Here is a 23,938-nt window from a genome sequence, read left to right as displayed (position 1 = left end):
CCCGAATATCCCCGGATCGGTCCCCTCTCCCTTTGGGAGAGGGCTAGGGTGAGGGGCTCTTTTCAGGCGTTTAGATCATCTCCGGCAGTGAAGAAAGGATTTTATCGAGGGTAATCGGATACTCCCGCACCCGCGCTCCGGTGGCGTTGTAGATCGCATTCGCCACCGCCGCACTGACCCCGCAAATCCCCAACTCACCGACACCCTTGGCCTTCATCGGCGAAGACACTGGATCAGTCTCATCAAGAAAAATCACCTCCTGGTGCGGAATGTCGGCATGCACCGGCACCTCGTACCCGGCCAGATCATGGTTGACGAAAAAGCCCAGCTTCTTGTCCACCGCCAACTCTTCCATCAACGCGGCACCGACGCCCATGGTCATTGCGCCGATCACCTGACTGCGCGCCGATGTCGGATTGAGAATCCGCCCTGCTGCACACACCGCCAACATGCGCCGCACGCGCACTTCACCGGTGGCAGCGTCGACGGCGACTTCGACGAAATGCGCACCGAAGGTCGACTGCTGATACTTCTCGGCCAGATCACCGAACTCGATGCTGTCCTCGCCGACCAGCGCGCCGCCTTCAGCCGCGTTGCGCAATGGCACGCTCTTGCTGCCGACGCGCACCTGACCGTCGATGAATTCGGCCTGGTCCGCCGCCAGCCCCAGTTTGCCCGCCACCGCTTCACGCAGTTTTACGCACGCGGCATAGACGCCGGAGGTCGAGCAGTTACCGCCGAACTGGCCGCCGGAGCCGGCCGACACGGGGAAGTTCGAGTCACCCAGCCGCACCACCACCGCGTCGAGGCTTACGCCCATCATCTCGGCGGCAGTCTGCGCGATGATCGTATAGCTGCCGGTGCCGATATCGGTCATGTCGGTTTCCACAACAATCTTGCCGTCACGCTCCAAATGCACGCGGGCGCCGGACTTGACCAGCAGGTTGTTGCGAAACGCCGCCGCCACGCCCATGCCGATCAGCCAGCGACCTTCACGACGGCTGCCCGGTTGAGCCTTGCGCTGGTTCCAGCCGAATTTCTCGGCGCCCGTCTGCAGGCACTTGATCAATTGCCGCTGGGAAAACGGCCGTTCGGTCTTCACCGGATCGACCTGCGTATCGTTGAGAATGCGAAATTGCACCGGGTCCATCTTCAGTTGCTCGGCCATCTCGTCCATGGCGATTTCCAGCACCATCAACCCCGGTGCTTCACCCGGCGCACGCATGGCGTTGCCTTCGGGCAAATCGAGCGGCGCGAGGCGCATGCTCACGCGACGGTTTTCGGCGGCGTACAGCAACTGGCTCGGTTGTGCGGCGAGCTCGACCTTGCCGTCGGCGAGGTTGCCCGACCAGCCTTCGTGAGCGATGGCGGTGAGCTTGCCGTCCGCCGTGGCGCCCATGCGGATGCGCTGAATTGTCGCCGGACGGTGCGTGGTGTTGTTGGCCATCTGCGGGCGGGCGAGGGCCACTTTCACCGGTCGGCCAGCCATGCGCGCACCGAGGGCGGCAAGAATCGCGTCGGCGCGGATGAACAGCTTGCCGCCGAAACCGCCACCGATATACGGCGAGACCAAACGAACTTTTTCCTTCGGTAAACCGAGGGTTTTCGCAATGTCGCCGACACTCCACGCGACCATCTGATTGGAGGTCCACAAGGTCAGTTGATCGCCTTTCCACGCTGCCAATGTCGCGTGCGGTTCCATCATCGCGTGGGACTGATCCGGTGTGGTGTAAGTCTGATCAAACTGCACCGGCGCGGCGGCAAAGGCCTTGTCGAAATCACCATGATTGACGTCGGGCAACTCGTCTTTCGGCTCGACGCCCAAGTCTTTCACGCTGGCCAGATCGAACTTGCCTTCGACGGCTTCGTAATCGACCTTGACCCGTTGCGCGGCGGCGCGGGCCTGCTCGAATGTCTCAGCGACGACCAGCGCGACGGCCTGCTGATAATGCTGCACTTCGGGACCGGCGAGCAGGTGGGCGGCGTTGTATTGACCTTTGTCGAGCTTGCCGGCATTCGCGGCGGCGACAATCGCCAGCACGCCCGGCGCGGCTTTCGCCGCGTCCAGATGAATGGCTTTGATCCGCCCTTTGGCGATGGCCGCATCGACCATGACACCGTAGGCCTGATTGGCGGCCGCTTCATGTTGCTCGTAGGCATACGTGGCCTGCCCGCAGGTTTTCAACGGGCCTTCGATGCGCTCGGTGGGTTGGCCGATGACTTTCAACTGGTCGATCGGATTGGTAGTGGCGGGCGTGTCGAATTTCATGCTTGATCCCTCGCTTGCGCCAACACCGAACCGAGCGTGCGCTCGACCAGGGTCAGTTTGAACTGGTTGTCGTGGGTCGGCGTGGCGCCGTCGAGCAGGCGTTCGCTGACGGCTTTGGCGCCTTTTGGCAGCAGCGCTTCGGCCTCTTCAATTCGCCACGGTTTCGGCGCGATACCGCCGACCGCAACGCGGCCACTGCCGTCCTTTTGCAGGATCAGACCAACCGAGACCAGCGCGAATGCGTAGGACGAACGATCACGCACCTTGTGATAAATGTGGGTGCCGCCGACGGGCGCGGGCAGTGTCACCGAGGTGATGAACTCGCCGGGCGTCAGGCTGGTTTCGATGTTCGGCGTGGTACCGGGCAACTGGTGAAAGTCGGCCATGGCGATGCTGCGGGTGCTGCCGTCGGGTTTCACCGTGTCAATCTGCGCATCGAGAGCACGCATGGCAATCGCCATGTCACTCGGGTGCGTGGCGATGCAGGCGTCGCTGACGCCGATGATGCCCAGTTGCCGACTGACCCCGCCAATCGCCGCGCAACCGCTGCCGGGATTGCGTTTGTTGCAGGCCTGATGGGTGTCGTAGAAGTACGGGCAGCGCGTGCGTTGCAGCAGGTTGCCGGCGGTGCTCGCCATGTTGCGCAACTGTCCAGAAGCCCCGGCGAGCAAGGCGCGCGAGAGCAGGGCGTAGTCTTGCCGCACGCGCATATCGGCCGCCAGATCGGTGTTGCGCACCAGCGCGCCGATGCGCAAGCCGCCCTCGGGCGTGGCTTCGATCTGATCCAGGCCGAGGTGGTTGACGTCGATCAGGTGCAGCGGGGTTTCGATGTCGAGTTTCATCAAGTCCAGCAGGTTGGTGCCGCCAGCGATGAAGCGTGCGCCCTCGACCTGTGCGGCTTGCGCAGCGGCAGCGGCGGGGGAGTCGGCGCGGCTGTAATTGAACGGTCTCATGCCGGTACCTCCGCGACTTCGGTGATGGCTTCGATGATGTTCGAGTACGCACCGCAGCGGCAGATATTGCCGCTCATGCGTTCCTGAAACTCTCTGGCGATCAACTGCGGCGCCTCGGTGAGGCTCTCACTGACGTGGCTGGGGATGCCGTCGCGGATTTCCTTGATCACTGACACCGCCGAGCAGATCTGCCCCGGTGTGCAATAGCCGCACTGATAGCCGTCGTGCTTGATGAATGCGGCCTGCATCGGGTGCAGATTGTCGGGCATGCCGAGGCCTTCGATGGTGGTGATCTCGCTGCCTTCGTGCATCACCGCCGGGGTCAGGCAAGAGTTGATGCGTCGACCATCGGCGATCACCGTGCATGCCCCGCACTGGCCGTGGTCGCAGCCTTTTTTGGTGCCGCTCAGGTGCAAGTGCTCGCGCAAGGCATCGAGCAGGGTGGTACGGGTGTCGACGTCAAGCGCACGCGGCTTGCCGTTGACGTTGATCGTCACTTTGCTCATAGCCGGTTGCTCCAGATTGGCCGCGTAGGCCTTGAGGCTGATAAATGGCGGCATCGCGAACGCGGTGGCGGTCACGGCGCCGAGGATCAGAAATCCGCGTCGGGAAATCGTCATGGTTCGATTCCTTTTCTCTCTTCATCAGGGCAGCAGGGTCGTGGATGGCCCAAGCGGGCAGCCAGCGTCATCGCCGGTCTCGTAAAGGAGTGACTGCCGAAGAGAGGAAAAGGTTTTTGCGGATTTGCGCTATAGAGTTATGCGTGTGGTTCATCAATCGCCTGACTTGGCACAAGTCCCTGTGGGAGCGAGCTTGCTCGCGAAGAGGCCGGCACATTCAACCTCTTCATCGACTGAACGGACGCCTTCGCGAGCAAGCTCGCTCCCACAGGGGAATGGGGTCTACCTGGCTAATGCGAGCCAACCACCATATGCGTAAACGGCGCCACATACGCCTGCAACGTCACCAGTCCGCCGACAAGAATTGCCAACACAATCGAGTGGAAGAACACATAGCGCAGAATCTCGCCTTCATGCCCGTACCAGCGGGTCGCGGTGGAGGCGACCACGATCGATTGCGCATCGACCATTTTGCCCATCACCCCGCCGGAGCTGTTCGCCGCCGCCATCAGGATCGGACTGATCCCGAGCTGTTCCGACGTCACCCGCTGCAAGCCGCCAAACAGTACGTTCGATGCGGTATCGGAACCGGTCAGCGCGACGCCCAGCCAACCGAGCAACGTGCCGAACATCGGATAGAAAATCCCCGTCGCGGCAAACGCCAGGCCCATGGTCGCGTCGAGTCCCGAGTAGCGCGTGAGAAACCCGAGCGCCAGCATCGCCGCAATGGTGATCAACGAAAACCGCACCACCCACAACGTGCGCAGGTATTGCTTGATCAGTTGCGGGATCGAATAGCCCATCAGCAAACCACCGACAATCGCCGCCAGCAGAATCCCGCTGCCGGTGGCGGTGAACCAGGTGAATTTGTACACCGCTTCTTCCGCTTTCGGTGCCGCGACCACCGGCGGCACTTTTTCGATTTGCAGGTGCAAAGTGGTAAAAGTCACGGCTGGGGCGAAGACCGGGTTGGCCTCGCGCAGCGGCTTGCCCTGCGGGTCGAGCTTGGCCGAGTGGGTTACCGGATCAATGGCGGGGCGGGTGTCGAACATATTCTTGAAGCCCTGAGTGCCCCAGGCAAACACGAACACGGTGAGGATGATCCACGGCATCCACGCGCGCATCACCGCCGGGCGCGCCTGATCGCTGAACGCGGCGCTGGCAGTGACTTTTTCTTCCTCGACTTTGGAGTTGTCGACGCGCCCTGACAGCGCTGCCGAGGTGTGAATGGTCGCCGGTTTCCACACCTTCAAAAACAGCGTCAGACAGGCCATGGAAATCAGCGCGGCGATCACGTCCACCAACATTGGGCCGTGGTAGTTCGACACCAGAAATTGCGGGATCGCGAAGCTGACGCCGGCCACCAGAATCGCCGGCCAGATCTCCAGCATCTTGCGCCACCCGGCGAAGGCCCAGATCAACCAGAACGGCACCAGCACCGAGAAAAACGGCAACTGCCGACCGACCATCATCGACAGCTCCATTTCATCCAGGCCGGTGACTTTGGCCAGCGTGATGATTGGCGTACCGAGTGCGCCGAATGCCACCGGCGCGGTGTTGGCGATCAGCGCCAGACCCGACGCGGCCAACGGCGAAAACCCCAGCCCGATCAGAATCGCCCCGGTCACCGCTACCGGCGTGCCGAAACCCGCCGCACCTTCAAAAAACGCACCGAAACAGAACGCGATCAGCAGCAACTGCAAACGGCGGTCATCGGTGATCCGCGCGAGGGAATCCTGCAGCACTTTGAACGAGCCGTTCTCGGTGGTCAGGCGATGCAGAAAGATGATGTTGAGGACGATCCAGCCGATTGGCAGCAAGCCATTCGCCGCACCGAACAACGCCGCAGAACCGGCCATGCTCGCCGGCATGCCGAAGGCAAAAATCGAAATCAGCAGGGCGGACGCCAGCGCCAGCAGCGCCGCGAGATGCGCCTTGACGTGGAAGAACGCCAGCGCCGCAAGCATCACCACCACCGGTACGGCGGCCATGAGCGTGGAGATCACCGGGTTGCCGAACGGGTCGTAAATTTGCTGCCAGACCATGGTCCACCTCTGCTTGTTGTTATTGAGGGCGCAGATCCATTGCGTGGGGCTTGGTTGCAAGGAGTATAGGTGGCATTTCGCCGCTGCTCGGGCAGCGCGGGCGGGGCGACAAACGGTCGATAGTGGCCAGTGAATCAACGGCGTTTTGCCCGGTCGTATCTGCGGCTGCGCGCACCGCGTCCTGAAGGCGCGGGCAGCGTCGCCGATTCCGTCGTCAAGACCTTGGTTTTAGGGAAGTGTTGAATGAAGCGCGCAACAACGATGCTGCTGACCGTGACCGCCGCCGTATTGCTCGGCGGCTGTGTCGCGGATTTTGATGATGACCACCGCCATGGCCGGCATTACGACCGCGATCATGGCCGCAATTACGACCACGACCGGCGCTGGGATGATCGCGATGATCGCCGCGATGGGCGTCGTTACTACCGTGATCGGGATGATGATTGATTGAACAAAAAGAGGGCGTTCCCCAAAAAGGAACGCCCTCTGTCATTAGCCCTCAATTAAAAGTGAGCGCTCGCCCGGACGCTGGATCGCGCAGGCACGGAGGCCTCGATGTCCAGCAAATGGGTGGCGAGAATGTCGCTCAGAAAACGGAACTGATCGTTGATGCCGACCACTTCATTGTTGAAATGATTGGTGGCGGCGGGCATCAGCAGATCTTCGAAATCTTCGTTGAACACCAGTGCCTGCGCCTTGTGCGACACGGCGTGCTGGTCGTAATAGTTGCTGCCGAACACCGGGAAACTCACGGAGAGTGTGACGTGGGTGTGAATCATGTTGTGAACTCCTCGTTGTGTTTCGGATGGCTTAATCGTGCCTTTGACGGGCGGCGGGCGGAAGGCAATCGTGGCGATGGTGAATATCGATGGCAGTGATGGTTGTCGCAGACCACTGTGGGAGCGAGCTTGCTCGCGAAGGCGTCGAGCCAGTCGATTCATATGTGTCTGATACACCGCATTCGCGAGCAAGCTCGCTCCCACAGGGGATCTGCGGAGTTTTCGCGACAGCGGACAAATGGTCCGACACACACACCTATACTCAAATCTGCTTCCGCCCATTTAAAGGAAATCTCAACCGTGAACCCGCGTGCGCTGCTCGTCGCCGCACTGTTGTTGCTGGCCGGCTGCGCCACTTCGGCGCGGGCGCCGGTGTCAGCGCCGCAAGCCGTGTTTGTCTCGCCGGCCACCTGGCAGCAGATCGACCGGGAAATTGTCAGCGCTTCGCAGCAGTCCACCGAGCAAGTCAAAGTCTTTGCCCGTGGCTCGATGGAACATTGGCGCACTCGGGTCTATCAGCAAACTGAAGAAAATTTCATTCCGTGGTTCAGCAGCTACTGGACCCAGGAATGGCTGTCGATGAAGGTCAGTTGGTACACGATCAATGCCGGCGGTGAGCAGGACGCCTCGGCCAAGCGGCTGGCGGCCTATCTGCTTGAGCAATATCAGGAAAGAGTGCTGGCGCCGGTGGCGGTGGAGATCGATCCGGATGCAATTCTGGGGCAGGCGACGGCGTTCTATGCGCAGTTGATGGCGCAGCAGATGCCGCTCATCGCCCAGCGTCATGGTGTGCCTGTCGCTCAGCTCAACGGGCGTTTGCAGAAAATCCCCGCCATTGCACTGGGCCCGCCGCCAGCGCGCGATGCTTCGTTGTTTCAAGTGATCAGCACGGAACCATTGAACACCTTGCCGGCCTATGCCGCGTTGATCGACAAGATCCACACTGACGGCGGCGCCAAGGGCATTGCCTCGACCGATGCCGGCATGGCCCCGGTGGCCAAGCGCGCCAGTCAGCGGATGGAAGCGGAAATGGCCCCGCGCGGGGCCGCCAGTGCTGTAGCGGCCGCGGCGGGGAAACTGGCTGGAGGGCTGATCTCGGTCGGTGTCGCCGGCATTCGCGCCATCCTCCAGGCCAATGACCGGCCCGACAGCGAAGCGCTGATTCGCAGCAGTCTGGGCAGCACCTTTGACAAGGCCTGGCTGAAACTGGTGCAGAACCCGACGACTGGGGTTATGGCCGGCACGTTGCACGTGGCCGGGCAGGTCGAGCGCAATCTCGGTAGGGGTGATGAACCGTCGGTCGGCTTGGGCGTGAATCCTGTCGAATGGCAGCCGCCGCAATCGACTAACCAGCAGATCGAACCCAACGTGCAAGGAGAGTGATCATGGCTTACATCGATATTTTTGTAGCGCCTGTGCCGACTGCCAATCGTGAGCAGTACAAAAAACACTGTGAAATCGCCGCTAAGCTGTTCAAGGAATACGGTGCACAGGATGTGATGCAGTGCTGGGGCGATGACGTGCCGGAGGGCAAGGTCACGTCATTTCCGATGGCGGTCAAACTCAAGGAAGGCGAGACGGTTTCATCCGGCTGGCTGATCTGGCCCGACAAGGCCACTCGCGACGCTGGCATGGGCAAAATGATGGAAGATCCGCGCATGCAGCCGGACGTCAACCCGATGGGGTTTGATGGTCAGCGGATGATCTTTGGTGGCTTTAAAAATATCCTCGAACCCTGAAACCAGCGTAAATCTTTTGTAGGAGTGAGCCTGCTCGCGATCGCGGTGGGTCTGTCAATGAAGCATTGAATGTGCGAACGCCATCGCGAGCAGGCTCACTCCTACAGGTATTGTGTTCACTCCGAGGGGGTGATTCTGCAGCTTTTACGGTTGCGGATCTGCTCGTCCGTCGGGCGTTCGCGGACGAATTCGAAGCGCGGCTCACCTTCGCTGTAATGCACCAGCCAGCCCCATTCCAGTTCACTTTCATCCTGCCCGGGATTGGGCGGGCGGGCCCACCACGGTTCTTTGCTGAGGATCGCGCGCATGGCGGCCTCCGGTTGATGGCAATCCTTGAACTATAGCTTCCTGTCACGAGTCGTCAGATCAGGCTGTGTAGAATCCGGCGGATCACTTTGAACAGGGGAGCAGGGCCATGACCGAAGAAGCGAAGCGACTGTTTTTTGCCCTCGATTGCCCGGCGGTGCAACGCAAGGCAATTGCCCATTGGCGCGGGGAGTTGGGTTTACGCACCGGTAAGCCGGTGCCTGCGGACAATTTTCACCTGACGCTGCTGTTTCTCGGCGCCGTGCCCTTGGCGCAGATCAACGAAGTCTGCGAGGCCGCCGGACAAGTGCGTACGCCGGGAGAGGCCTTGAGAATTCCGCTTGATCGACTGCAGGTCTGGCATCGCCCCGGGGTGTTGTCGCTCGCGCCCGAGCAGGCACCGCCGGCGTTGCTGCGCCTGGTCTACGCGCTGGAACAGGCGATGTTGCCGTTCGGTTTTGAAGAGACGCCCCGCGAGTTTCGTCCGCATCTGACCCTGGCCCGAGACTACCGTGCGCCAGAGCCGGAATCTGCTACGCCGCCAGAGTTTTTCCTGCGCGCTGAACGTTTTGCCTTGTTCGAATCGCACAAAGGGCGCTACCGGATCCTGCAGGACTGGTCGCTGATCTGAGGCACAAAAAAAGGCGCCCGAAGGCGCCTGAAATTCACCTTGACCGAGGAAGCCAGGTGAGGCCGTTCATTGCAGGGTGCAGCGGTGGTAAGGCGCCGCGTGAACGGGAAATCATAAATTTCTTCGAGTCAGCCACTTACCCTGTGGGAGCGAGCTTGCTCGCGAAGGCGTCGGCACATCCAACATCTTTACCGGTTGTTCACCCGCTTTCGCGAGCAGGCTCGCTCCCACATTTTGATTTTCGCTGGCTTATTTACCGAGCTTCACCCGGGTCCAGCCACGGGTCATGATTCGCTGTGTGGCAATCGGCTGATCCGGCACCGCATACAACGTCGCCATCACCGCTTGCGACGGGTACGAACCCGGGTCGTTGCGGATCGCTTCATCCACCAATGGCGTCGCCGCCGCATTGGCGTTGCTGTAGCCGTTGCTGTTGGTGATCTCGGCAATGATGTCCGGACGCATCAGAAAGTCCATGAACAGGTAGGCGTTCTCGACGTTCGCCGCATCGCGCGGGATCGCGACCATGTCGTAGAAGCTGCCGGCGCCTTCCTTGGGAATGCTGTAGTCGATCACCACGTTGTTGCCCGATTCCACTGCGCGGGCCTTGGCCTGCAGCACGTCGCCGGAGTAACCGACCGCGACGCAGATGTTGCCGTTGGCCAGATCCGAGATGTATTTCGAGGAGTGGAAGTACGCCACGTTCGGGCGGATTTTCATGAACAGCGCCTCGGCTTCCTTGATGTGCGCGGTGTCCTTGTCGTTCACCGGGTAGCCCAGGTAGTGCAGGGCGGCCGGGATCATTTCGGTCGGCGAATCGAGGAAACTGATGCCGCAGGCTTTGAGTTTTTCAGCGTTTTCCGGTTTGAACAGCAGGTCCCAGGAATTGGTCGGGGCGTTGGCGCCGAGCACTTCCTTGACCTTGGCCGGGTTGAAGCCGATGCCGATCGAGCCCCACATGTACGGGAACGCGTGGGCGTTGTCCGGATCACTGGCAGCGGCGTTTTTCAGCAGCACCGGGTTGAGATTCTTCCAGTTCGGCAGCTTGGATTTGTCCAGCGTCTGATAGACGCCGGCCTTGATCTGCTTGGCCAGGAAACTGTTCGACGGCACGACCAGGTCGTAGCCGGATTTGCCCGCCAGCAAACGCGCCTCAAGGGTTTCGTTGCTGTCGAAGACGTCGTAGGTCACGCGGATGCCGGTCTCGTCTTCGAACTTCTTGACGGTGTCCGGCGCGATGTAATCGGACCAGTTGTAAACACGCAGCACCTTGTCGTTGGCCTGGGCGCCCATGACCATCGCGCCCATTAAGGACAGTGTCAGCAGAGTCCTGCCAAACATTTTCATCGGTACAACTCCATTCTTTTTATTCACGTTACGCAAAGCCCCCTCACCCTAACCCTCTCCCAGGGGGAGAGGGGACTGACCGAGGGGCTGACTACAGGTTAAGCGGTTGCTGCGGATTGCTGAGGCTGCCACGACTCGTTTGCGGTCTGATCCATCGCTTCCTGAATCGCTCGCTTGCGATTGGCTTCTGCCTTGCGGCCGAAGTACCAGACCAGGAAGGTCACCAGCGACACCGCCAGCAGAATCAGGCTGGCCACGGCGTTGATCTCAGGCTTGACGCCCAGACGTACCGCCGAGAACACTTCCATCGGCAGGGTCGTCGAACCCGGCCCGGAAACGAAGCTCGCCAACACCAAGTCATCCAGCGACAAGGCGAACGACATCATGCCGCCCGCCGCCAGCGACGGCGCGATCATTGGAATGGTGATCAGGAAAAACACCTTGAACGGTTTCGCGCCGAGATCCATCGCCGCTTCTTCGATCGACAGATCTAGTTCCCGTAAGCGCGCGGAGACTACCACCGCGACATAAGCGGCACAAAACGTGGTGTGGGCGATCCAGATCGTGACAATGCCACGCTCCTGCGGCCAGCCGATCAACTGCGCCATGGCCACGAACAGCAGCAACAGCGACAGACCGGTGATCACTTCAGGCATCACCAACGGCGCGGTGACCAGACCACCGAACAGCGTGCGACCCTTGAAACGCGTGACGCGAGTCAGCACGAAAGCGGCGAGGGTGCCCAGCGCCACGGCAGCAATCGCCGTGTAGCAGGCGATTTCCAGCGAGCGCACCACCGAGCCCATCAGTTGCGTGTTGTCGAGCAAACCGACGTACCACTTCACCGACCAGCCGCCCCAGACTGTCACCAGTTTGGATGCGTTGAACGAGTAGATCACCAGAATCAGCATCGGCAGATAAATGAACATCAGGCCGAAGATCAACATGAACTTGGAAAAACCGAAGCGTTTCATCCCCGTGCCTCCATCTCTTTGGCCTGGCTGCGGTTGAACAGCAGAATCGGCACAATCAGGATCAACAGCATCACCACCGCCAAGGCAGACGCCACCGGCCAGTCGCGGTTATTGAAGAACTCTTGCCACAGCACGCGACCGATCATCAGGGTCTCCGGGCCACCCAACAGTTCCGGAATCACGAACTCACCGACCACCGGAATGAACACCAGCATGCAGCCGGCAATAATCCCGTTCTTGGCCAGCGGCACGGTGATTTTCCAGAAGTTGTTGAAGTTGCTCGAACCCAGGTCCTGCGCGGCTTCCAGCAGGCTGCCATCGTGCTTGACGAGGTTGGCGTACAGCGGCAACACCATGAACGGCAGGTAGGCGTAGACCACGCCGATATACACAGCCGTGTTGGTGTTGAGGATCTCGATCGGGTGATCGGTCAACCCCGTCCACATCAAAAACGCGTTGAGCAGACCGTTGTTGCTGAGGATGCCCATCCACGCATAAACGCGGATCAGAATCGCGGTCCAGGTCGGCATCATGATCAACAGCAGCAGGACGTTTTGCGTTTCCTTGCCGGTCTTGGTGATCGCGTAGGCCATCGGGAAACCGATCAGCAGGCACATCATCGTGCTCAGTGCCGCCACCTTCAGCGAACCGAGGTAGGCCGACAGGTACAGTTCGTCTTCGCCGAGCATGGTGTAGTTGCCGATGTTGAGCATCAGCTGGAATTTCTGTTCGGCGTAGGTGTAGATCTCCGAGTACGGCGGGATCGACAGCGCGGCTTCCGAGAAACTGATCTTCATCACCAGAAAGAACGGCAGCATGAAGAACAGGAACAGCCAGATGAACGGAATGCCGATCACCAGTTTTCGCCCGCTGGGCACCAGGCGCAGGAATTGCTGATTGAAGGTTCTCATGAGCGCAGCACCACGCCGCTGTCGTCTTCCCACCAGACGTAAACCTTGTCGTCCCAGGTCGGACGCGCGCCACGGCGTTCGGCGTTGGCCATGAACGACTGGACGATTTTGCCGCCGGGCAATTCGACGTAGAACACCGAGTGACCGCCGAGGTAGGCGATGTCATGCACCTTGCCTTCGGACCAGTTGTAGCGGAACTCCGGCTTGGTCGTGCTGACAAGCATTTTTTCCGGACGGATCGCGTAGGTGACCGATTTGTCCTGCACCGAAGTGCTGACGCCGTGACCGACGTAGATCTTCTGCTGCAAGTCCGGGCTGTGGATGATCGCGTGACCTTCAAGGTCTTCCACCACGGTGCCATCGAAGGCGTTCACGTTACCGATGAACTCGCAGACCATGCGGCTGACCGGCGCTTCATAAATGTCGACCGGGCTGCCGATCTGGGCGATCCAGCCGAGGTGCATGATCGCGATGCGCTCGGCCATGGTCATGGCCTCTTCCTGGTCGTGAGTCACCATCACGCAGGTTACGCCGACGCGTTCGATGATCTGCACCAGTTCCAGTTGCATCTGCGAACGCAGCTTTTTATCCAGCGCGCCCATCGGCTCGTCGAGCAGCAACAGCTTCGGACGCTTGGCCAGCGAGCGGGCGAGGGCGACGCGCTGACGCTGACCGCCGGACAACTGGTGCGGACGGCGTTTGGCGTATTGGGTCATGTGCACCAGACGCAGCATTTCATCGACACGGGCGTCGATTTCACTGGCCGGCAAACGGTCCTGCTTGAGGCCGAAGGCGATGTTCTGCGCGACGGTCATGTGTGGGAACAGCGCGTAGGACTGGAACATCATGTTGATCGGCCGCTCGTACGGCGGCATGTCGGTGATGTCCACGCCGTCGAGCAGAATCCGCCCTTCGGTCGGCCGCTCGAAACCGGCGAGCATGCGCAGCAGGGTCGATTTTCCCGAACCGGAGCCGCCGAGCAGGGCGAAGATTTCGCCCTGATGGATCTCCAGGGACACATCGTCCACTGCCACGGTTTCGTCGAACTTCTTGGTGACACGATCGACTTTCACCAGCACCTTTTTCGGTTGCTGATGACCTTCAAGTGCCTTCCTGTAAGTGCTGGAGGCGTTTGCCATGTGAAACTCCCAACAGGTTTCGTTCGCCTGGCCAATGTGGCCGGGCTTAAGTGGATTGCAAGCCTGCAGGTGCATTCCCGGTCGGATCACATCCTCCTGTGGGAGCGAGCTTGCTCGCGAAAACGTCGTGTCAGTCGACGTCGTTGTTGCCTGACACACCGCTTTCGCGAGCAAGCTCGCTCCCACAGGGTATTGCATTGATCTGAAGGTCTTGCTCCCGCCGTCCGGCTTGGTCGGCGCCGCCGTCCTGGCTGCCTGGGTCGTACTTGTTGTTATTACGGGTGTTGTTCACGAATGACGGATGCGCAAAGGCACACCCGACGTCCGTGGGGGCAGTAAATCGTTACGGATTCTTGGGTTGAGTCAGCGCTGGTTGCGCCGCGTCGCCCGTTGCCGGCAAGCCGCGCCGAAGGCCTGGAAAATCTTCAGGTAGTTCGGGTTGTCCAGTACTTGCCATTCCGGGTGCCATTGCACGCCGAGGGCGAAGGTCGGGCTGTGCTCGACCGAGATCGCTTCGATCAAGCCGTCCGGCGCCACCGCTTCGGCACGCAGGCCGGGCGCGAGACGATCGATGCCCTGGCTGTGAATCGAATTGACCTGGAACTCACCCGGCAACCCCAGCGCTTCGAACACGCCGCCGCTCAATACCGTCACCGCGTGAGCCGGTGCGTATTGCACGGCCACGTCAGGGCTGTCGGCTTCACGGTGATCGAGCATGCCCGGCAGCTCATGCACCTTCTGATGCAGGCTGCCGCCGAACGCCACGTTCATTTCCTCGGAAGCCCCGGCAAATGCCGAGCACTGGAACGCCCGCCGCGATGGCTGCACGCAATAAAGGGAGGGTGGTGGCATCTCGCGCCGGATCGTGATCCGTGCCGGGAGCGCTGGCCGGGCCTTGATAGTGGAAAGGTTCCACGTTCGAGGGCGAGCCGGTCAGCAGCAGACCGTCGAGTTGACCGAGCAGGTCTTCGATTTCAGTCAGGTTGCCAAGGGAAGGAATGACCACTGGCAACCCGTTAGCGCCAACGCTGACAGCACGTACGTACTTGTCGCCGCTGATGTGATAGGGGTGCAGGCCAATCTGTTTGACGCACGCAGTAACGCCGATCAATGGCTTGAATGCCATTTTTATTCACCTCGAAGTTTGACACTTGAACGAGCTTTTCCGGAGCTTAGCCTCGTTGATTTTAATTAACAACTGCCATGTAAAAAATTCTAAACGCCGTTCATCATATCTTCATGATTCTCGGGGCTCTGGCGCCTGTATTGGCACGCAAGTGTTAAAAAAAGCCCGAAAAATAAACCCTGAGCGGCCATCTGTTCGCTATTGACTTCACTTTGCCGTTCGGGTTGACTGGCTCGGCGAAACAGCAGTGAACATAATAATTAACAGCTAAATAGGTGCATCATGTCGGTCCCTCTGCGTACCGTTCAACTCAACGAAGCAAACGCATTCCTTAAGAAATATCCTGAGGTTTTGTACGTCGACCTTCTGATTGCGGATATGAACGGTGTGGTGCGCGGCAAGCGCATCGAACGCACCAGTCTTCATAAGGTTTACGAGAAAGGTATCAACCTGCCGGCCTCGCTTTTCGCGCTCGACATCAATGGCTCCACGGTGGAAAGCACCGGCCTGGGTCTGGATATCGGCGACGCTGACCGTATTTGCTACCCGATCCCCGGCACCCTGAGCATCGAGCCGTGGCAGAAGCGCCCCACCGCACAACTCTTGATGACCATGCACGAGATCGAAGGCCAGCCGTTCTTCGCTGACCCGCGTGAAGTGCTGGCCAACGTCGTGCGCAAATTCGACGACCTCGGCCTGACCATCTGCGCGGCGTTCGAACTCGAGTTCTATCTGATCGACCAGGACAACGTGAACGGTCGTCCGCAATCGCCACGTTCGCCGGTGTCCGGCAAGCGTCCGGTGTCGACTCAGGTGTACCTGATCGACGACCTCGACGAATACGTCGATTGCCTGCAAGACATCCTCGAAGGCGCGAAAGAGCAGGGCATCCCGGCTGACGCGATCGTCAAGGAAAGCGCCCCGGCGCAGTTCGAAGTCAACCTGCATCACGTCTCCGACCCGATCAAGGCGTGCGACTACGCCGTCCTGCTCAAGCGTCTGGTGAAGAACATCGCCTACGACCATGAGATGGACACCACCTTCATGGCCAAGCCGTATCCGGGCCAGGCGGGCAACGGTCTGCACGTGCACATTTCGATCCTGGACAAAGAGGGCAACAACATTTTTGCCAGCGAGGATCCCGAGCAGAACGCCGCACTGCGTCACGCGATCGGCGGTGTGCTGGAGACCCTGCCTGCGCAAATGGCGTTCCTCTGCCCGAACGTCAACTCTTACCGCCGCTTCGGCGCGCAGTTCTACGTACCGAACTCGCCGAGCTGGGGCATCGACAACCGCACCGTTGCGGTCCGTGTGCCAACCGGTTCGGCCGACGCTGTGCGTATCGAGCATCGCGTCGCCGGTGCCGATGCCAACCCGTACTTGCTGATGGCGTCGGTGCTGGCCGGTGTTCACCACGGTCTGACCAATCAGATCGAGCCGGGCGCCCCGGTGGAAGGCAACAGCTACGAGCAGAACGAACAGAGCCTGCCGAACAACCTTCGCGACGCGCTGCGTGAGCTGGACGACAGCGAGGTCATGGCCCGCTACATCGACCCGATGTACATCGACGTGTTTGTCGCGTGCAAGGAAAGTGAGCTGGCCGAGTTCGAGAACTCGATTTCTGACCTTGAGTACAACTGGTATCTGCATACGGTCTGAGTGTTTGAGGGCCCCAAAGGCCAAAAGCCCCTCACCCTAACCCTCTCCCGGAGGGAGAGGGGACTGATCCGGGGATGCTCGGGCAATCCGCTGACCTGAACGATTTTTGCCGAATCCATATTCGACTCGGTCGTTCAGGTCGGTGCAGATCCCAAGACACTTCGGTCGGTCCCCTCTACCCCCGGGAGAGGGCTAGGGTGAGGGCAGCCATCTCAAGCCAGACACAGCAAGCCAGACACAACACCCCGACACCCCCAATCCCCCCTTGTCGAGCCACAACAATGACAACGACCCGCAACGACTGGGAACAACGCTTCCAGTCCCTGACCATCGAAGCCCGCGCATTCATCAACGGTGAATACCGCTCGGCCATCAGTGGCGACACCTTCGAATGCCTGAGCCCCGTCGACGGCCGTTTCCTCGCCTCCGTGGCCAGCACCGATGAAGCCGACGCCAACCTCGCCGTTGAAGTTGCGCGCCAGTCTTTTGAGTCCGGCGTGTGGGCGAAAAAGGCCCCGGCCGAGCGCAAGCGCATTCTGATTCGCTTCGCCGATCTGATCCTGCAGAACCAGGAAGAACTGGCGCTGCTGGAAACCCTCGACATGGGTAAACCGATCAGCGATTCGATGAGCATCGACATCCCGGCGACCGCCAACGCGATCCGCTGGAGCGCCGAAGCCATCGACAAGATCTACGACGAAGTTGCTGCCACCCCGCACGACCAACTCGGTCTGGTCACCCGTGAACCCTCCGGCGTGGTTGCGGCCATTGTGCCGTGGAACTTCCCGCTGATCATGGCCAGCTGGAAATTCGCGCCGGCCCCGGCGGCGGGCAACTCGTTCATTCTCAAACCTTCGGAAAAGTCGCCGCTGACCGCGATCCGCATCGCTCAACTTGCGCTGGATGCCGGCATTCCGAAAGGCGTGTTCAACGTTCTGCCAGGCTTCGGCCACACCGTCGGCAAGGCGCTGGCGTTGCACATGGACGTCGACGTGCTGGCCTTCACTGGCTCCACGGCGATTGCCAAGCAACTGATGATTTATGCCGGGCAAAGCAACATGAAACGCGTCTGGCTCGAAGCCGGGGGCAAGAGCCCGAACGTGGTGTTTGCCGACGCCCCGGACTTGCGCGCGGCAGCACAAGCAGCGGCCGGCGCCATTGCCTTCAACCAGGGCGAAGTGTGCACCGCCGGTTCGCGTCTGCTGGTCGAGCGCTCGATTCGCGAGCAATTCATTCCGCTGTTGGTGGAAGCGCTGCAAGCGTGGAAACCCGGTCATTCACTGGATCCGGCGACCACCGTCGGTGCCGTGGTCGATCAGCGTCAACTCGACAACGTGCTGCGCTACATCAGCATTGGTCGCGAGCAGGGCGCCGAGCTGATCGCCGGCGGCCAACGCACCCTCGAAGAAACCGGCGGCCTCTATGTGCAACCGGCGCTGTTCGACGGCGTGACCAACGCGATGACCATCGCCCAGGAAGAAATCTTTGGCCCGGTGCTGTCGCTGATCACCTTCGACACCGCCGAAGAAGCGCTGCAGATTGCCAACGACAGCATCTTCGGCCTCGCCGCCGGCGTGTGGACCAGCAACCTCAGCAAGGCGCACACCTTCGCCCGTGGCCTGCGTGCCGGCAGCGTCTGGGTCAACCAGTACGACGGTGGCGACATGACCGCACCGTTCGGTGGTTTCAAGCAGTCGGGCAACGGTCGCGATAAATCGCTGCACGCGTTCGACAAGTACACCGAGCTGAAAGCGACCTGGATCAAGCTCTGACTCTATTACAGCGGTGGTCGCCTTCTATTGGCGGCCCTCGGAGAAACGTATGAAACAGCAACACGTAAACAGCTACTACGCCGCCACTCGCAACGAAGTCATCGACTTTCCGGTTCTGGAAGAGTCGGTCGAGTGCGATGTCTGCATTATCGGCGCCGGCTACACCGGCCTGTCCTCGGCGCTGTTCCTCACCGAAGCCGGCTACAAAGTGACGGTGCTGGAAGCGGCGAAAGTCGGCTACGGCGCCAGTGGTCGCAACGGCGGTCAACTGGTCAACTCGTATAGCCGCGACGTCGACGTGATCGAAGAGCGCTACGGCGACAAGACTGCGGAAATCCTCGGCAGCATGATCTTCGAAGGTGCCGACATCATCCGTTCGCGCATCAAGGAATACGACATCAAATGCGACTACCGCCCGGGCGGTATCTTCGCAGCGATGAACAAGAAACAACTCAACGGTCTGGCTGAGCAGAAGCGCGGCTGGGAGCGTTATGGCAACCGCAATCTGAAGATGCTCGACGCAGCGGATATCCGTCGTGAAGTTGGCTCCGATGCTTACGTTGGTGGTCTGCTCGACATGCAGGGCGGCCACGTTCACCCGCTGAACCTGGCCCTCGGTGAAGCGGCTGCGATCACGCGTTTGGGCGGCAAGATCTACGAGCAATCAGCGGCTGTAGAAATCAAATACGGCGAGCCCAACGTCGTGCGCACCGCCAAAGGTCAGGTCCGCGCCAAGTACCTGCTGATCGCCGGCAACGCCTACCTGCCGCAAGGTCTGGATAATCGCGTAACCGCGAAAAGCATGCCGTGCGGCTCGCAGATCGTCGTCACCGAACCGCTGACCGAGAAGCAGGCGCGCAGCCTGATCACCAACAACTACTGCGTCGAAGACTGCAACTATCTGCTGGATTACTACCGCCTGACTGCCGACAACCGTCTGCTTTACGGCGGCGGTGTGGTCTACGGCGCACGCGAACCCGACGACATCGAACAACTGATCCGCCCGAAGATCCTCAAGACCTTCCCGCAGCTCAAAGACGTGAAAATCGACTACCGCTGGACCGGCAACTTCCTGCTGACCATGTCACGCATGCCGCAATTCGGCCGCATCGAGAAAAACGCCTACTACATGCAAGGCTACAGCGGCCACGGCGTTACCTGCTCGCACCTGGCCGGCAAGCTGATCTCGGAAATGATCCGTGGCGACGCTGAGCGTTTCGATGCTTTCGCATCGCTGCCGCACATGCCAATGCTCGGCGGCCGCACCTTCTCCGCGCCACTGACCGCCCTCGGCGCCGTCTACTACTCACTGCGCGACCGTTTCGGCATCTAGGTTACCTCCCCGGCGGCGGCCCCAAGACCCCGCCGGTTTTTTACCTGATACACCAAATATCAAAATGTAGGAGTGAGCCTGCTCGCGATGAGGCCAGCCCAGCCACCATCCCTCCCACAGAAACACCACAAACCCTGTGTGAGCGAGCTTGCTCGCGAAGGCGGTTATCCAGTCAAAAATAATGGTGAATGTGCCGCCCAATCGCGAGCAGGCTCACTCCTACAGGTCCGTATTACCAAGGCCAGAGGGACTTTTATCGCACCGTCCATCGAACCTGCTGAGCAACACCGGCAAACGTGATTTAATAGCCGCCTTTCACGGTTCCGGGACACGGGAGCAACGTGATCCGCGCCCCTCGGCGCGTCACCCGCCACCCACCCCCATCGCCCTTAAGTCGTTCTTACATAAGGCAGTCATGGATACGGGTTCTCGACTCAAACTAGTACGCGAAAGCTACAAACTCTCCCAGCGCGAGCTGGCCCGGCGTAGCGGCGTGACCAATGCCACCATCTCCCTGATCGAACAGAATCGCGTCAGCCCCTCCGTCAGCTCACTGAAAAAGCTGCTCGAAGGCATACCGATGTCCCTGGCCGACTTCTTCACCTTCGACCAACCCCCGCGCGAACACCAATACGTCTTCCGCGCCAACGAACAACCCGACCTCGGCCGCCACGGCCTGCGCCTGCTGCTGATCGGCGCCTCGGTGCCAAGTCGTCAGATGCGCTTGCTGCGTGAGCAATACGCACCGGGCGCGAGTTCCGGGGAAGAGCCGATTGTGCATGCTGAGGGCGAGGAGTGTGGGCTTGTCACCCGTGGCACGGTGGAGTTGACTGTGGATGGGTCGGTGAGTGTGTTGAATGCGGGGGATGGGTATTATTTTCCGACCACGCTGCCGCATAAGTTTCGGAATATCGGGGCGGATGAGGCTGAGATTATTAGTGCGAATACGCCAGCGAATTTCTAATTAATGAGGGCAGCCATAAGGCTGCCCTCATCAGGTGTCATTTAGAATAGAAGACGGCTATGCAAGATTTTTTAATCATGCCGTTTCCGAAGAATCAGTTTTTTCCAGGAAAAAACGAAAAGGTGACAGATCTATTTATAAAGTGATCTGTCACCAGTGCGGATTATTTCTTTTTAGGTTTGCCTGCATCACTTCGCTAATGCGTGGAGTAGGAATGCCCGCGCTTTCCTTACCTGTTCTTTTTAAGAGGCGGGCTCAGACCCCCGCTGCTCAATCATCCGAAACACATCACTCACATCCTGCACCAGGATCCTGGCGATGCTCTCGACGGACGAATCCCCTCACCACACGGCGCGTTTTCCTGCGCCTTTTTCAGAACTCAAATCCGCACACACCTCAATTTGAACTTTCCTAAAAAACGATGTCAATTTGATGGCGTGTCGCGACGCTCATTGAACAGGATCAACCAGTGCCAGGCTGTTTCCTGGCAACCCAAGGAAGTGTGTGATGAGACTATTACTCGCCATGTTGTTGATGTTCAGCAGTTACACGTTCGCCAGTTGCGGCAACATCGACGACCACGATCAGCGGGCCTATTGCAATGCGAGGGAGAGCGGCAGCAGTTGCGGCAATATCGATAATCACGATTTGCGCGCCTCGTGCAACGCCGAGTTGGGAGGCAGCTCCTGCGGCAACATCGATGACCATGATCAGCGCGCCTACTGCAACGCGAAGAAGAGCGGCAGCAGTTGCGGCAATATTGATAATCACGACTTGCGTGCGCGGTGCAATGCGGAGCAGGGCAACAGTTCCTGCGGCAACATCGATGACCATGATCAACGAGCCTATTGCAACGCCACGACCGGCGGCAGCAGTTGCGGGAATATCGACAACCATGACCTGCGCACCCGCTGCGAAGCCCTGAAACGTTGAACCTTGCAGATCAGTTCGAATTGATGGCATTACGATATCAATGATAGAGTCCCGGGCCATTTTTCCAAGGAAGAACACTGTGCTACGTAATCGTCTTTTTGTATGTGCTGCATTACTTACTTGCAGCTTTTCCGCACAAGCCATCTCAAAAACCGAATATCTGAAAGGCTGCAAGATCCTGGAAAACGCCGCGATGGTCGTGATGCAGGCGCGTCAGGATGGTGCTCCCATGGCGACGCTTTGGGATATATCGGAAAAAAATGAGAATAAGTTGATCACCAAGATGTATCAGAGGCTCATTCAAGATGCATATGAAGAGCCACGGCGCGAAACCGCAGAGCAGCAAACGGCCGCGACCACTGAATTCCAGAACAAATACTTCTCTGCCTGCTTGGTCAGTACGCCCAAAGAATAAGTGCCAATTGAAAGATTCTGCGCAGCCAGTGTGAAGCGATGAAGCGCTGATATCCGGTACCTGTCACCAATAGGGGAAACCGATGCCTGAACAGGCGTCGGTTTTTTTTGCCTAAACCATGACCATTCATCCGATACACCGCACCTTCACGCCAGCCGGTCTTCCAATGCTGTAACTCACCTAGCAAAGGAAAAGCACCATGCTGAACCATAAAATTGCGGTGTTTACACTCGCGGCGCTTATCTCCGGCAGTTCGCTATATGCAATTGCGGCTGGCGAAACGTCCACCCCGACGGCGAACGATGGCAGCAGCCAGACGCGGGAGCCAGCTTCGCCCGCTACGAATGCCGATCCGGACGCCAATGCGCTGCCCCCAGGCGCGGATGGCGGTAAAACCGACAATGGGCCAGTGCCCGCTGGTTCCAAGCCGAGTGGCGCGGGTCAGGGCGGAGGCAGTAGCAGCGGTGGTGGCAACGGCGGCAGCGGAGGTGGCAGCTAGTCAATGGTGTGCGTTTGAAAAACCCGGCCTTGAGCCGGGCTTTTAATGCCTGCCAGACTCTTACTTCGTTTTCCAATGCCCGCCACCATTCTCACAATCAATCCGCGCCTGGGCCAAATGCTCCATGTCGTAGTAATACGTGGTCACCTGAGCGTTGTCGGGGATGTTCAATGCCTTGGCGTTCTTGTCCTTGCTGGTGGAATGCGGGTTGGCCAGAGATTCCTGGGTAATCGTGGCGATACATGTAGCCTGATAGTGATCGGCGCAGTGCTCGACCTTTGTTTTGGTGCTGCTGAGCATGTCTTTGCTTTCGTTGCTGCACGACCAGTCGATTGAGTTCACCGGCATGCCTTCGTATTCATAACAACTGTGGCTTTCGACCGACGGCACTGAGGCGCTGGAGGATTGGGTCTGGACGTCGCAGCCTTCGGCCATGACGCAGGTGGGGATGATGGCGAAGGTGGCGATCAGAAGCAGGAAGCGAATGTTCATCGGGGTTTCCTCTTCAATGGCGCCGGGTCTGATCAATCATGTTGGCGCTTTATAGTTTCGAGACGGCGCGGAGGAGGGAGGTTCCATCGGGTTTTTGATTTGCTCCCATGGCGTACACTGCGAAACAATCGGAAACATTCAGCGCCCAAGGATTGGAACATTGCCCATGATCGAAATCGGCAGCCGCAATAATGCGTCCCCCTCGCAGCACCCATTCCACGACATCTACCTGTTCCACATTGACCCTGCCAAGCCAGACACGCCTTTCTGTTTCGAGCAGTCGATGTCCGGCGGGCATATGGAGCATGGCGGTGCCCGATGGTTGGCGCTGGATGAGCTGGATGCCTGGCCGGGAGAGTGGCGCGAGCATCTGAAAAAGGCCGATTGCGCGTGGGTTGTCGAGTTGATCGATGCCCGTCCAAAAGCCGATCAGGCCACATTGGTGTCGCTGATTCTTCAGCGTCATTCCGAGCCAACGAAGCCAACCGGACGGCTTAAAGCGATCAGCAACTGGCTCAAACGCAACATCCATGTCGGCGGCCGCTATGGCGTTTAACCCACGGAGACTCTCATGACCCAGACCCTCGAACGTGCTATCGCCATCGCCGCCACGGCCCACGCCGGGCAGGTCGACAAGGGCGGTGCGCCGTACATTCTGCATCCGCTGAAAGTCATGTTACGCATGAGCACGCTGGAAGAACGTATCGTTGCCGTGCTGCATGACGTGGTTGAGGATTGCGGTATCAGCCTCGATGATTTGCGCAAGGAAGGCTTCAGCGAGGAAGTTTTGAGCGCTATCGAATCGGTGACCAAAGTGCCGGGCGAATCCTATGAAGACTTCGTCGACCGCGCCGCACAGAACCCGATCGGTCGGGTGGTGAAGCTGGCGGATCTGGAAGAGAACAGTGACTTGTCGCGAATTGCCTCGCCGAGTTGGGAAGATCTGGAGCGAGTCGAAAAGTATCGAAGGGCGATTGCACGGTTGCGTATGTGAACGAAATCCCTGTGGGAGCGAGCCTGCTCGCGAAGGCG

24 protein-coding genes and 1 pseudogene are annotated in these 23,938 nt (G+C 59.5%); 13 read left to right on the top strand and 12 right to left on the bottom strand.

Annotation, left to right across the window (positions count from 1 at the left end; genetic code table 11):
* Positions 1-70: 70 nt before the first annotated feature.
* From paoC to AB4O11_RS25720, 4 genes are all read right to left on the bottom strand, one after another.
* Positions 71-2,269, bottom strand: coding sequence for an aldehyde oxidoreductase molybdenum-binding subunit PaoC (gene paoC, locus AB4O11_RS25735; protein WP_460129177.1), 2,199 nt, complete (start codon positions 2,267-2,269; stop codon positions 71-73).
* Positions 2,266-3,222, bottom strand: coding sequence for an FAD binding domain-containing protein (locus tag AB4O11_RS25730; RefSeq protein WP_460129175.1), 957 nt, complete (start codon positions 3,220-3,222; stop codon positions 2,266-2,268). The genes paoC and AB4O11_RS25730 overlap by 4 nt, the downstream gene beginning before the upstream one ends.
* Positions 3,219-3,842, bottom strand: a complete 624-nt coding sequence (gene paoA / locus AB4O11_RS25725) for an aldehyde dehydrogenase iron-sulfur subunit PaoA (RefSeq protein ID WP_460129173.1) — start codon at positions 3,840-3,842, stop codon at positions 3,219-3,221. Before paoA ends, AB4O11_RS25730 begins: the two co-directional genes overlap by 4 nt.
* 290 nt (positions 3,843-4,132) lie before the next feature.
* Positions 4,133-5,887: an L-lactate permease gene (locus tag AB4O11_RS25720; protein ID WP_257355441.1), complete on the bottom strand. Its 1,755-nt coding sequence runs from the start codon at positions 5,885-5,887 to the stop codon at positions 4,133-4,135.
* Positions 5,888-6,130: 243 nt separating this feature from the next.
* Between AB4O11_RS25720 and AB4O11_RS25715 the strand changes: the two genes are divergently transcribed.
* Positions 6,131-6,334, top strand: a complete 204-nt coding sequence (locus tag AB4O11_RS25715) for a hypothetical protein (RefSeq protein ID WP_007918829.1) — start codon at positions 6,131-6,133, stop codon at positions 6,332-6,334.
* Between the two features lie 56 nt (positions 6,335-6,390).
* Here the strand turns inward: AB4O11_RS25715 and AB4O11_RS25710 are convergent, their stop codons facing one another.
* Positions 6,391-6,666, bottom strand: a complete 276-nt coding sequence (locus AB4O11_RS25710; protein ID WP_095047967.1) for a hypothetical protein — start codon at positions 6,664-6,666, stop codon at positions 6,391-6,393.
* Positions 6,667-6,966: 300 nt separating this feature from the next.
* On the opposite strand from AB4O11_RS25710, the gene AB4O11_RS25705 reads away from it, so the two are divergent.
* Positions 6,967-8,049, top strand: a complete 1,083-nt coding sequence (locus AB4O11_RS25705; protein ID WP_460129171.1) for a hypothetical protein — start codon at positions 6,967-6,969, stop codon at positions 8,047-8,049.
* Between the two features lie 2 nt (positions 8,050-8,051).
* A complete protein-coding gene (locus AB4O11_RS25700; RefSeq protein WP_093440829.1) occupies positions 8,052-8,405 on the top strand; it encodes a DUF1428 domain-containing protein in 354 nt (117 codons plus the stop codon).
* 116 nt (positions 8,406-8,521) lie between these two features.
* On the opposite strand, the gene AB4O11_RS25695 is transcribed toward AB4O11_RS25700, so the two are convergent.
* Positions 8,522-8,713 carry a hypothetical protein gene (locus AB4O11_RS25695; protein ID WP_093440824.1) on the bottom strand — a complete coding sequence of 64 codons (192 nt, stop codon included), beginning with the start codon at positions 8,711-8,713 and terminating at the stop codon, positions 8,522-8,524.
* A gap of 107 nt (positions 8,714-8,820) precedes the next feature.
* Between AB4O11_RS25695 and thpR the strand changes: the two genes are divergently transcribed.
* Positions 8,821-9,342: an RNA 2',3'-cyclic phosphodiesterase gene (gene thpR / locus AB4O11_RS25690; RefSeq protein WP_460129169.1), complete on the top strand. Its 522-nt coding sequence runs from the start codon at positions 8,821-8,823 to the stop codon at positions 9,340-9,342.
* Between the two features lie 249 nt (positions 9,343-9,591).
* Here thpR and AB4O11_RS25685 read toward each other — a convergent pair whose 3' ends face one another.
* From AB4O11_RS25685 to AB4O11_RS25665, 5 genes and pseudogenes are all read right to left on the bottom strand, one after another.
* The gene (locus AB4O11_RS25685; RefSeq protein WP_034155530.1) at positions 9,592-10,689 is read right to left on the bottom strand and encodes a polyamine ABC transporter substrate-binding protein; all 1,098 of its coding nucleotides are present in this window, start codon (positions 10,687-10,689) and stop codon (positions 9,592-9,594) included.
* Between the two features lie 98 nt (positions 10,690-10,787).
* Positions 10,788-11,663: an ABC transporter permease subunit gene (locus tag AB4O11_RS25680; protein ID WP_038365610.1), complete on the bottom strand. Its 876-nt coding sequence runs from the start codon at positions 11,661-11,663 to the stop codon at positions 10,788-10,790.
* The gene (locus AB4O11_RS25675; RefSeq protein WP_034155532.1) at positions 11,660-12,574 is read right to left on the bottom strand and encodes an ABC transporter permease subunit; all 915 of its coding nucleotides are present in this window, start codon (positions 12,572-12,574) and stop codon (positions 11,660-11,662) included. The genes AB4O11_RS25680 and AB4O11_RS25675 overlap by 4 nt, the downstream gene beginning before the upstream one ends.
* Positions 12,571-13,713 carry an ABC transporter ATP-binding protein gene (locus tag AB4O11_RS25670; RefSeq protein WP_077572275.1) on the bottom strand — a complete coding sequence of 381 codons (1,143 nt, stop codon included), beginning with the start codon at positions 13,711-13,713 and terminating at the stop codon, positions 12,571-12,573. The genes AB4O11_RS25675 and AB4O11_RS25670 overlap by 4 nt, the downstream gene beginning before the upstream one ends.
* A gap of 363 nt (positions 13,714-14,076) precedes the next feature.
* A pseudogene (locus AB4O11_RS25665) lies at positions 14,077-14,839 on the bottom strand (gamma-glutamyl-gamma-aminobutyrate hydrolase family protein).
* Between the two features lie 282 nt (positions 14,840-15,121).
* Between AB4O11_RS25665 and AB4O11_RS25660 the strand changes: the two are divergent.
* From AB4O11_RS25660 to AB4O11_RS25630, 7 genes are all read left to right on the top strand, one after another.
* Positions 15,122-16,498 (top strand): glutamine synthetase family protein, encoded by a 1,377-nt coding sequence (locus AB4O11_RS25660; RefSeq protein ID WP_093440801.1) that lies wholly within the window; start codon positions 15,122-15,124, stop codon positions 16,496-16,498.
* Positions 16,499-16,779: 281 nt separating this feature from the next.
* Positions 16,780-18,270, top strand: a complete 1,491-nt coding sequence (locus tag AB4O11_RS25655) for an aldehyde dehydrogenase (RefSeq protein ID WP_460129167.1) — start codon at positions 16,780-16,782, stop codon at positions 18,268-18,270.
* A gap of 49 nt (positions 18,271-18,319) precedes the next feature.
* On the top strand, positions 18,320-19,603 hold the full coding sequence (locus AB4O11_RS25650; RefSeq protein ID WP_093440793.1) for an NAD(P)/FAD-dependent oxidoreductase: 1,284 nt from the start codon (positions 18,320-18,322) through the stop codon (positions 19,601-19,603).
* A 415-nt stretch (positions 19,604-20,018) separates the two neighbouring features.
* On the top strand, positions 20,019-20,567 hold the full coding sequence (locus AB4O11_RS25645; RefSeq protein ID WP_007950154.1) for a cupin domain-containing protein: 549 nt from the start codon (positions 20,019-20,021) through the stop codon (positions 20,565-20,567).
* A 507-nt stretch (positions 20,568-21,074) separates the two neighbouring features.
* Positions 21,075-21,500, top strand: coding sequence for a hypothetical protein (locus AB4O11_RS25640; protein WP_007919295.1), 426 nt, complete (start codon positions 21,075-21,077; stop codon positions 21,498-21,500).
* Between the two features lie 79 nt (positions 21,501-21,579).
* Positions 21,580-21,915 (top strand): hypothetical protein, encoded by a 336-nt coding sequence (locus AB4O11_RS25635; RefSeq protein ID WP_093440784.1) that lies wholly within the window; start codon positions 21,580-21,582, stop codon positions 21,913-21,915.
* Positions 21,916-22,114: 199 nt separating this feature from the next.
* A complete protein-coding gene (locus AB4O11_RS25630) occupies positions 22,115-22,414 on the top strand; it encodes a hypothetical protein (protein WP_093440779.1) in 300 nt (99 codons plus the stop codon).
* Positions 22,415-22,474: 60 nt separating this feature from the next.
* Here AB4O11_RS25630 and AB4O11_RS25625 read toward each other — a convergent pair whose 3' ends face one another.
* Positions 22,475-22,906, bottom strand: a complete 432-nt coding sequence (locus AB4O11_RS25625; protein ID WP_460091299.1) for a hypothetical protein — start codon at positions 22,904-22,906, stop codon at positions 22,475-22,477.
* Between the two features lie 166 nt (positions 22,907-23,072).
* Between AB4O11_RS25625 and AB4O11_RS25620 the strand changes: the two genes are divergently transcribed.
* The gene (locus tag AB4O11_RS25620) at positions 23,073-23,462 is read left to right on the top strand and encodes a hypothetical protein (RefSeq protein WP_460091297.1); all 390 of its coding nucleotides are present in this window, start codon (positions 23,073-23,075) and stop codon (positions 23,460-23,462) included.
* A gap of 15 nt (positions 23,463-23,477) precedes the next feature.
* Positions 23,478-23,900 carry an HD domain-containing protein gene (locus AB4O11_RS25615; RefSeq protein ID WP_460129164.1) on the top strand — a complete coding sequence of 141 codons (423 nt, stop codon included), beginning with the start codon at positions 23,478-23,480 and terminating at the stop codon, positions 23,898-23,900.
* Positions 23,901-23,938: the final 38 nt, after the last annotated feature.

The organism is Pseudomonas sp. H1_D05, from assembly GCF_054682705.1.
This window is presented reverse-complemented; position numbering and strand designations above follow the sequence as displayed.

What these genes read in the sequence shown, in the direction of transcription:
- paoC (WP_460129177.1), bottom strand. Translation starts at nt 2,269, where the DNA reads ATGAAATTCGACACGCCCGCCACTACCAATCCGATCGACCAGTTGAAA.
- AB4O11_RS25730 (WP_460129175.1), bottom strand. Translation starts at nt 3,222, where the DNA reads ATGAGACCGTTCAATTACAGCCGCGCCGACTCCCCCGCCGCTGCCGCT.
- paoA (WP_460129173.1), bottom strand. Translation starts at nt 3,842, where the DNA reads ATGACGATTTCCCGACGCGGATTTCTGATCCTCGGCGCCGTGACCGCC.
- AB4O11_RS25720 (WP_257355441.1), bottom strand. Translation starts at nt 5,887, where the DNA reads ATGGTCTGGCAGCAAATTTACGACCCGTTCGGCAACCCGGTGATCTCC.
- AB4O11_RS25715 (WP_007918829.1), top strand. Translation starts at nt 6,131, where the DNA reads ATGAAGCGCGCAACAACGATGCTGCTGACCGTGACCGCCGCCGTATTG.
- AB4O11_RS25710 (WP_095047967.1), bottom strand. Translation starts at nt 6,666, where the DNA reads ATGATTCACACCCACGTCACACTCTCCGTGAGTTTCCCGGTGTTCGGC.
- AB4O11_RS25700 (WP_093440829.1), top strand. Translation starts at nt 8,052, where the DNA reads ATGGCTTACATCGATATTTTTGTAGCGCCTGTGCCGACTGCCAATCGT.
- AB4O11_RS25695 (WP_093440824.1), bottom strand. Translation starts at nt 8,713, where the DNA reads ATGCGCGCGATCCTCAGCAAAGAACCGTGGTGGGCCCGCCCGCCCAAT.
- thpR (WP_460129169.1), top strand. Translation starts at nt 8,821, where the DNA reads ATGACCGAAGAAGCGAAGCGACTGTTTTTTGCCCTCGATTGCCCGGCG.
- AB4O11_RS25685 (WP_034155530.1), bottom strand. Translation starts at nt 10,689, where the DNA reads ATGAAAATGTTTGGCAGGACTCTGCTGACACTGTCCTTAATGGGCGCG.
- AB4O11_RS25680 (WP_038365610.1), bottom strand. Translation starts at nt 11,663, where the DNA reads ATGAAACGCTTCGGTTTTTCCAAGTTCATGTTGATCTTCGGCCTGATG.
- AB4O11_RS25675 (WP_034155532.1), bottom strand. Translation starts at nt 12,574, where the DNA reads ATGAGAACCTTCAATCAGCAATTCCTGCGCCTGGTGCCCAGCGGGCGA.
- AB4O11_RS25670 (WP_077572275.1), bottom strand. Translation starts at nt 13,713, where the DNA reads ATGGCAAACGCCTCCAGCACTTACAGGAAGGCACTTGAAGGTCATCAG.
- AB4O11_RS25660 (WP_093440801.1), top strand. Translation starts at nt 15,122, where the DNA reads ATGTCGGTCCCTCTGCGTACCGTTCAACTCAACGAAGCAAACGCATTC.
- AB4O11_RS25655 (WP_460129167.1), top strand. Translation starts at nt 16,780, where the DNA reads ATGACAACGACCCGCAACGACTGGGAACAACGCTTCCAGTCCCTGACC.
- AB4O11_RS25650 (WP_093440793.1), top strand. Translation starts at nt 18,320, where the DNA reads ATGAAACAGCAACACGTAAACAGCTACTACGCCGCCACTCGCAACGAA.
- AB4O11_RS25645 (WP_007950154.1), top strand. Translation starts at nt 20,019, where the DNA reads ATGGATACGGGTTCTCGACTCAAACTAGTACGCGAAAGCTACAAACTC.
- AB4O11_RS25640 (WP_007919295.1), top strand. Translation starts at nt 21,075, where the DNA reads ATGAGACTATTACTCGCCATGTTGTTGATGTTCAGCAGTTACACGTTC.
- AB4O11_RS25630 (WP_093440779.1), top strand. Translation starts at nt 22,115, where the DNA reads ATGCTGAACCATAAAATTGCGGTGTTTACACTCGCGGCGCTTATCTCC.
- AB4O11_RS25625 (WP_460091299.1), bottom strand. Translation starts at nt 22,906, where the DNA reads ATGAACATTCGCTTCCTGCTTCTGATCGCCACCTTCGCCATCATCCCC.
- AB4O11_RS25620 (WP_460091297.1), top strand. Translation starts at nt 23,073, where the DNA reads ATGATCGAAATCGGCAGCCGCAATAATGCGTCCCCCTCGCAGCACCCA.
- AB4O11_RS25615 (WP_460129164.1), top strand. Translation starts at nt 23,478, where the DNA reads ATGACCCAGACCCTCGAACGTGCTATCGCCATCGCCGCCACGGCCCAC.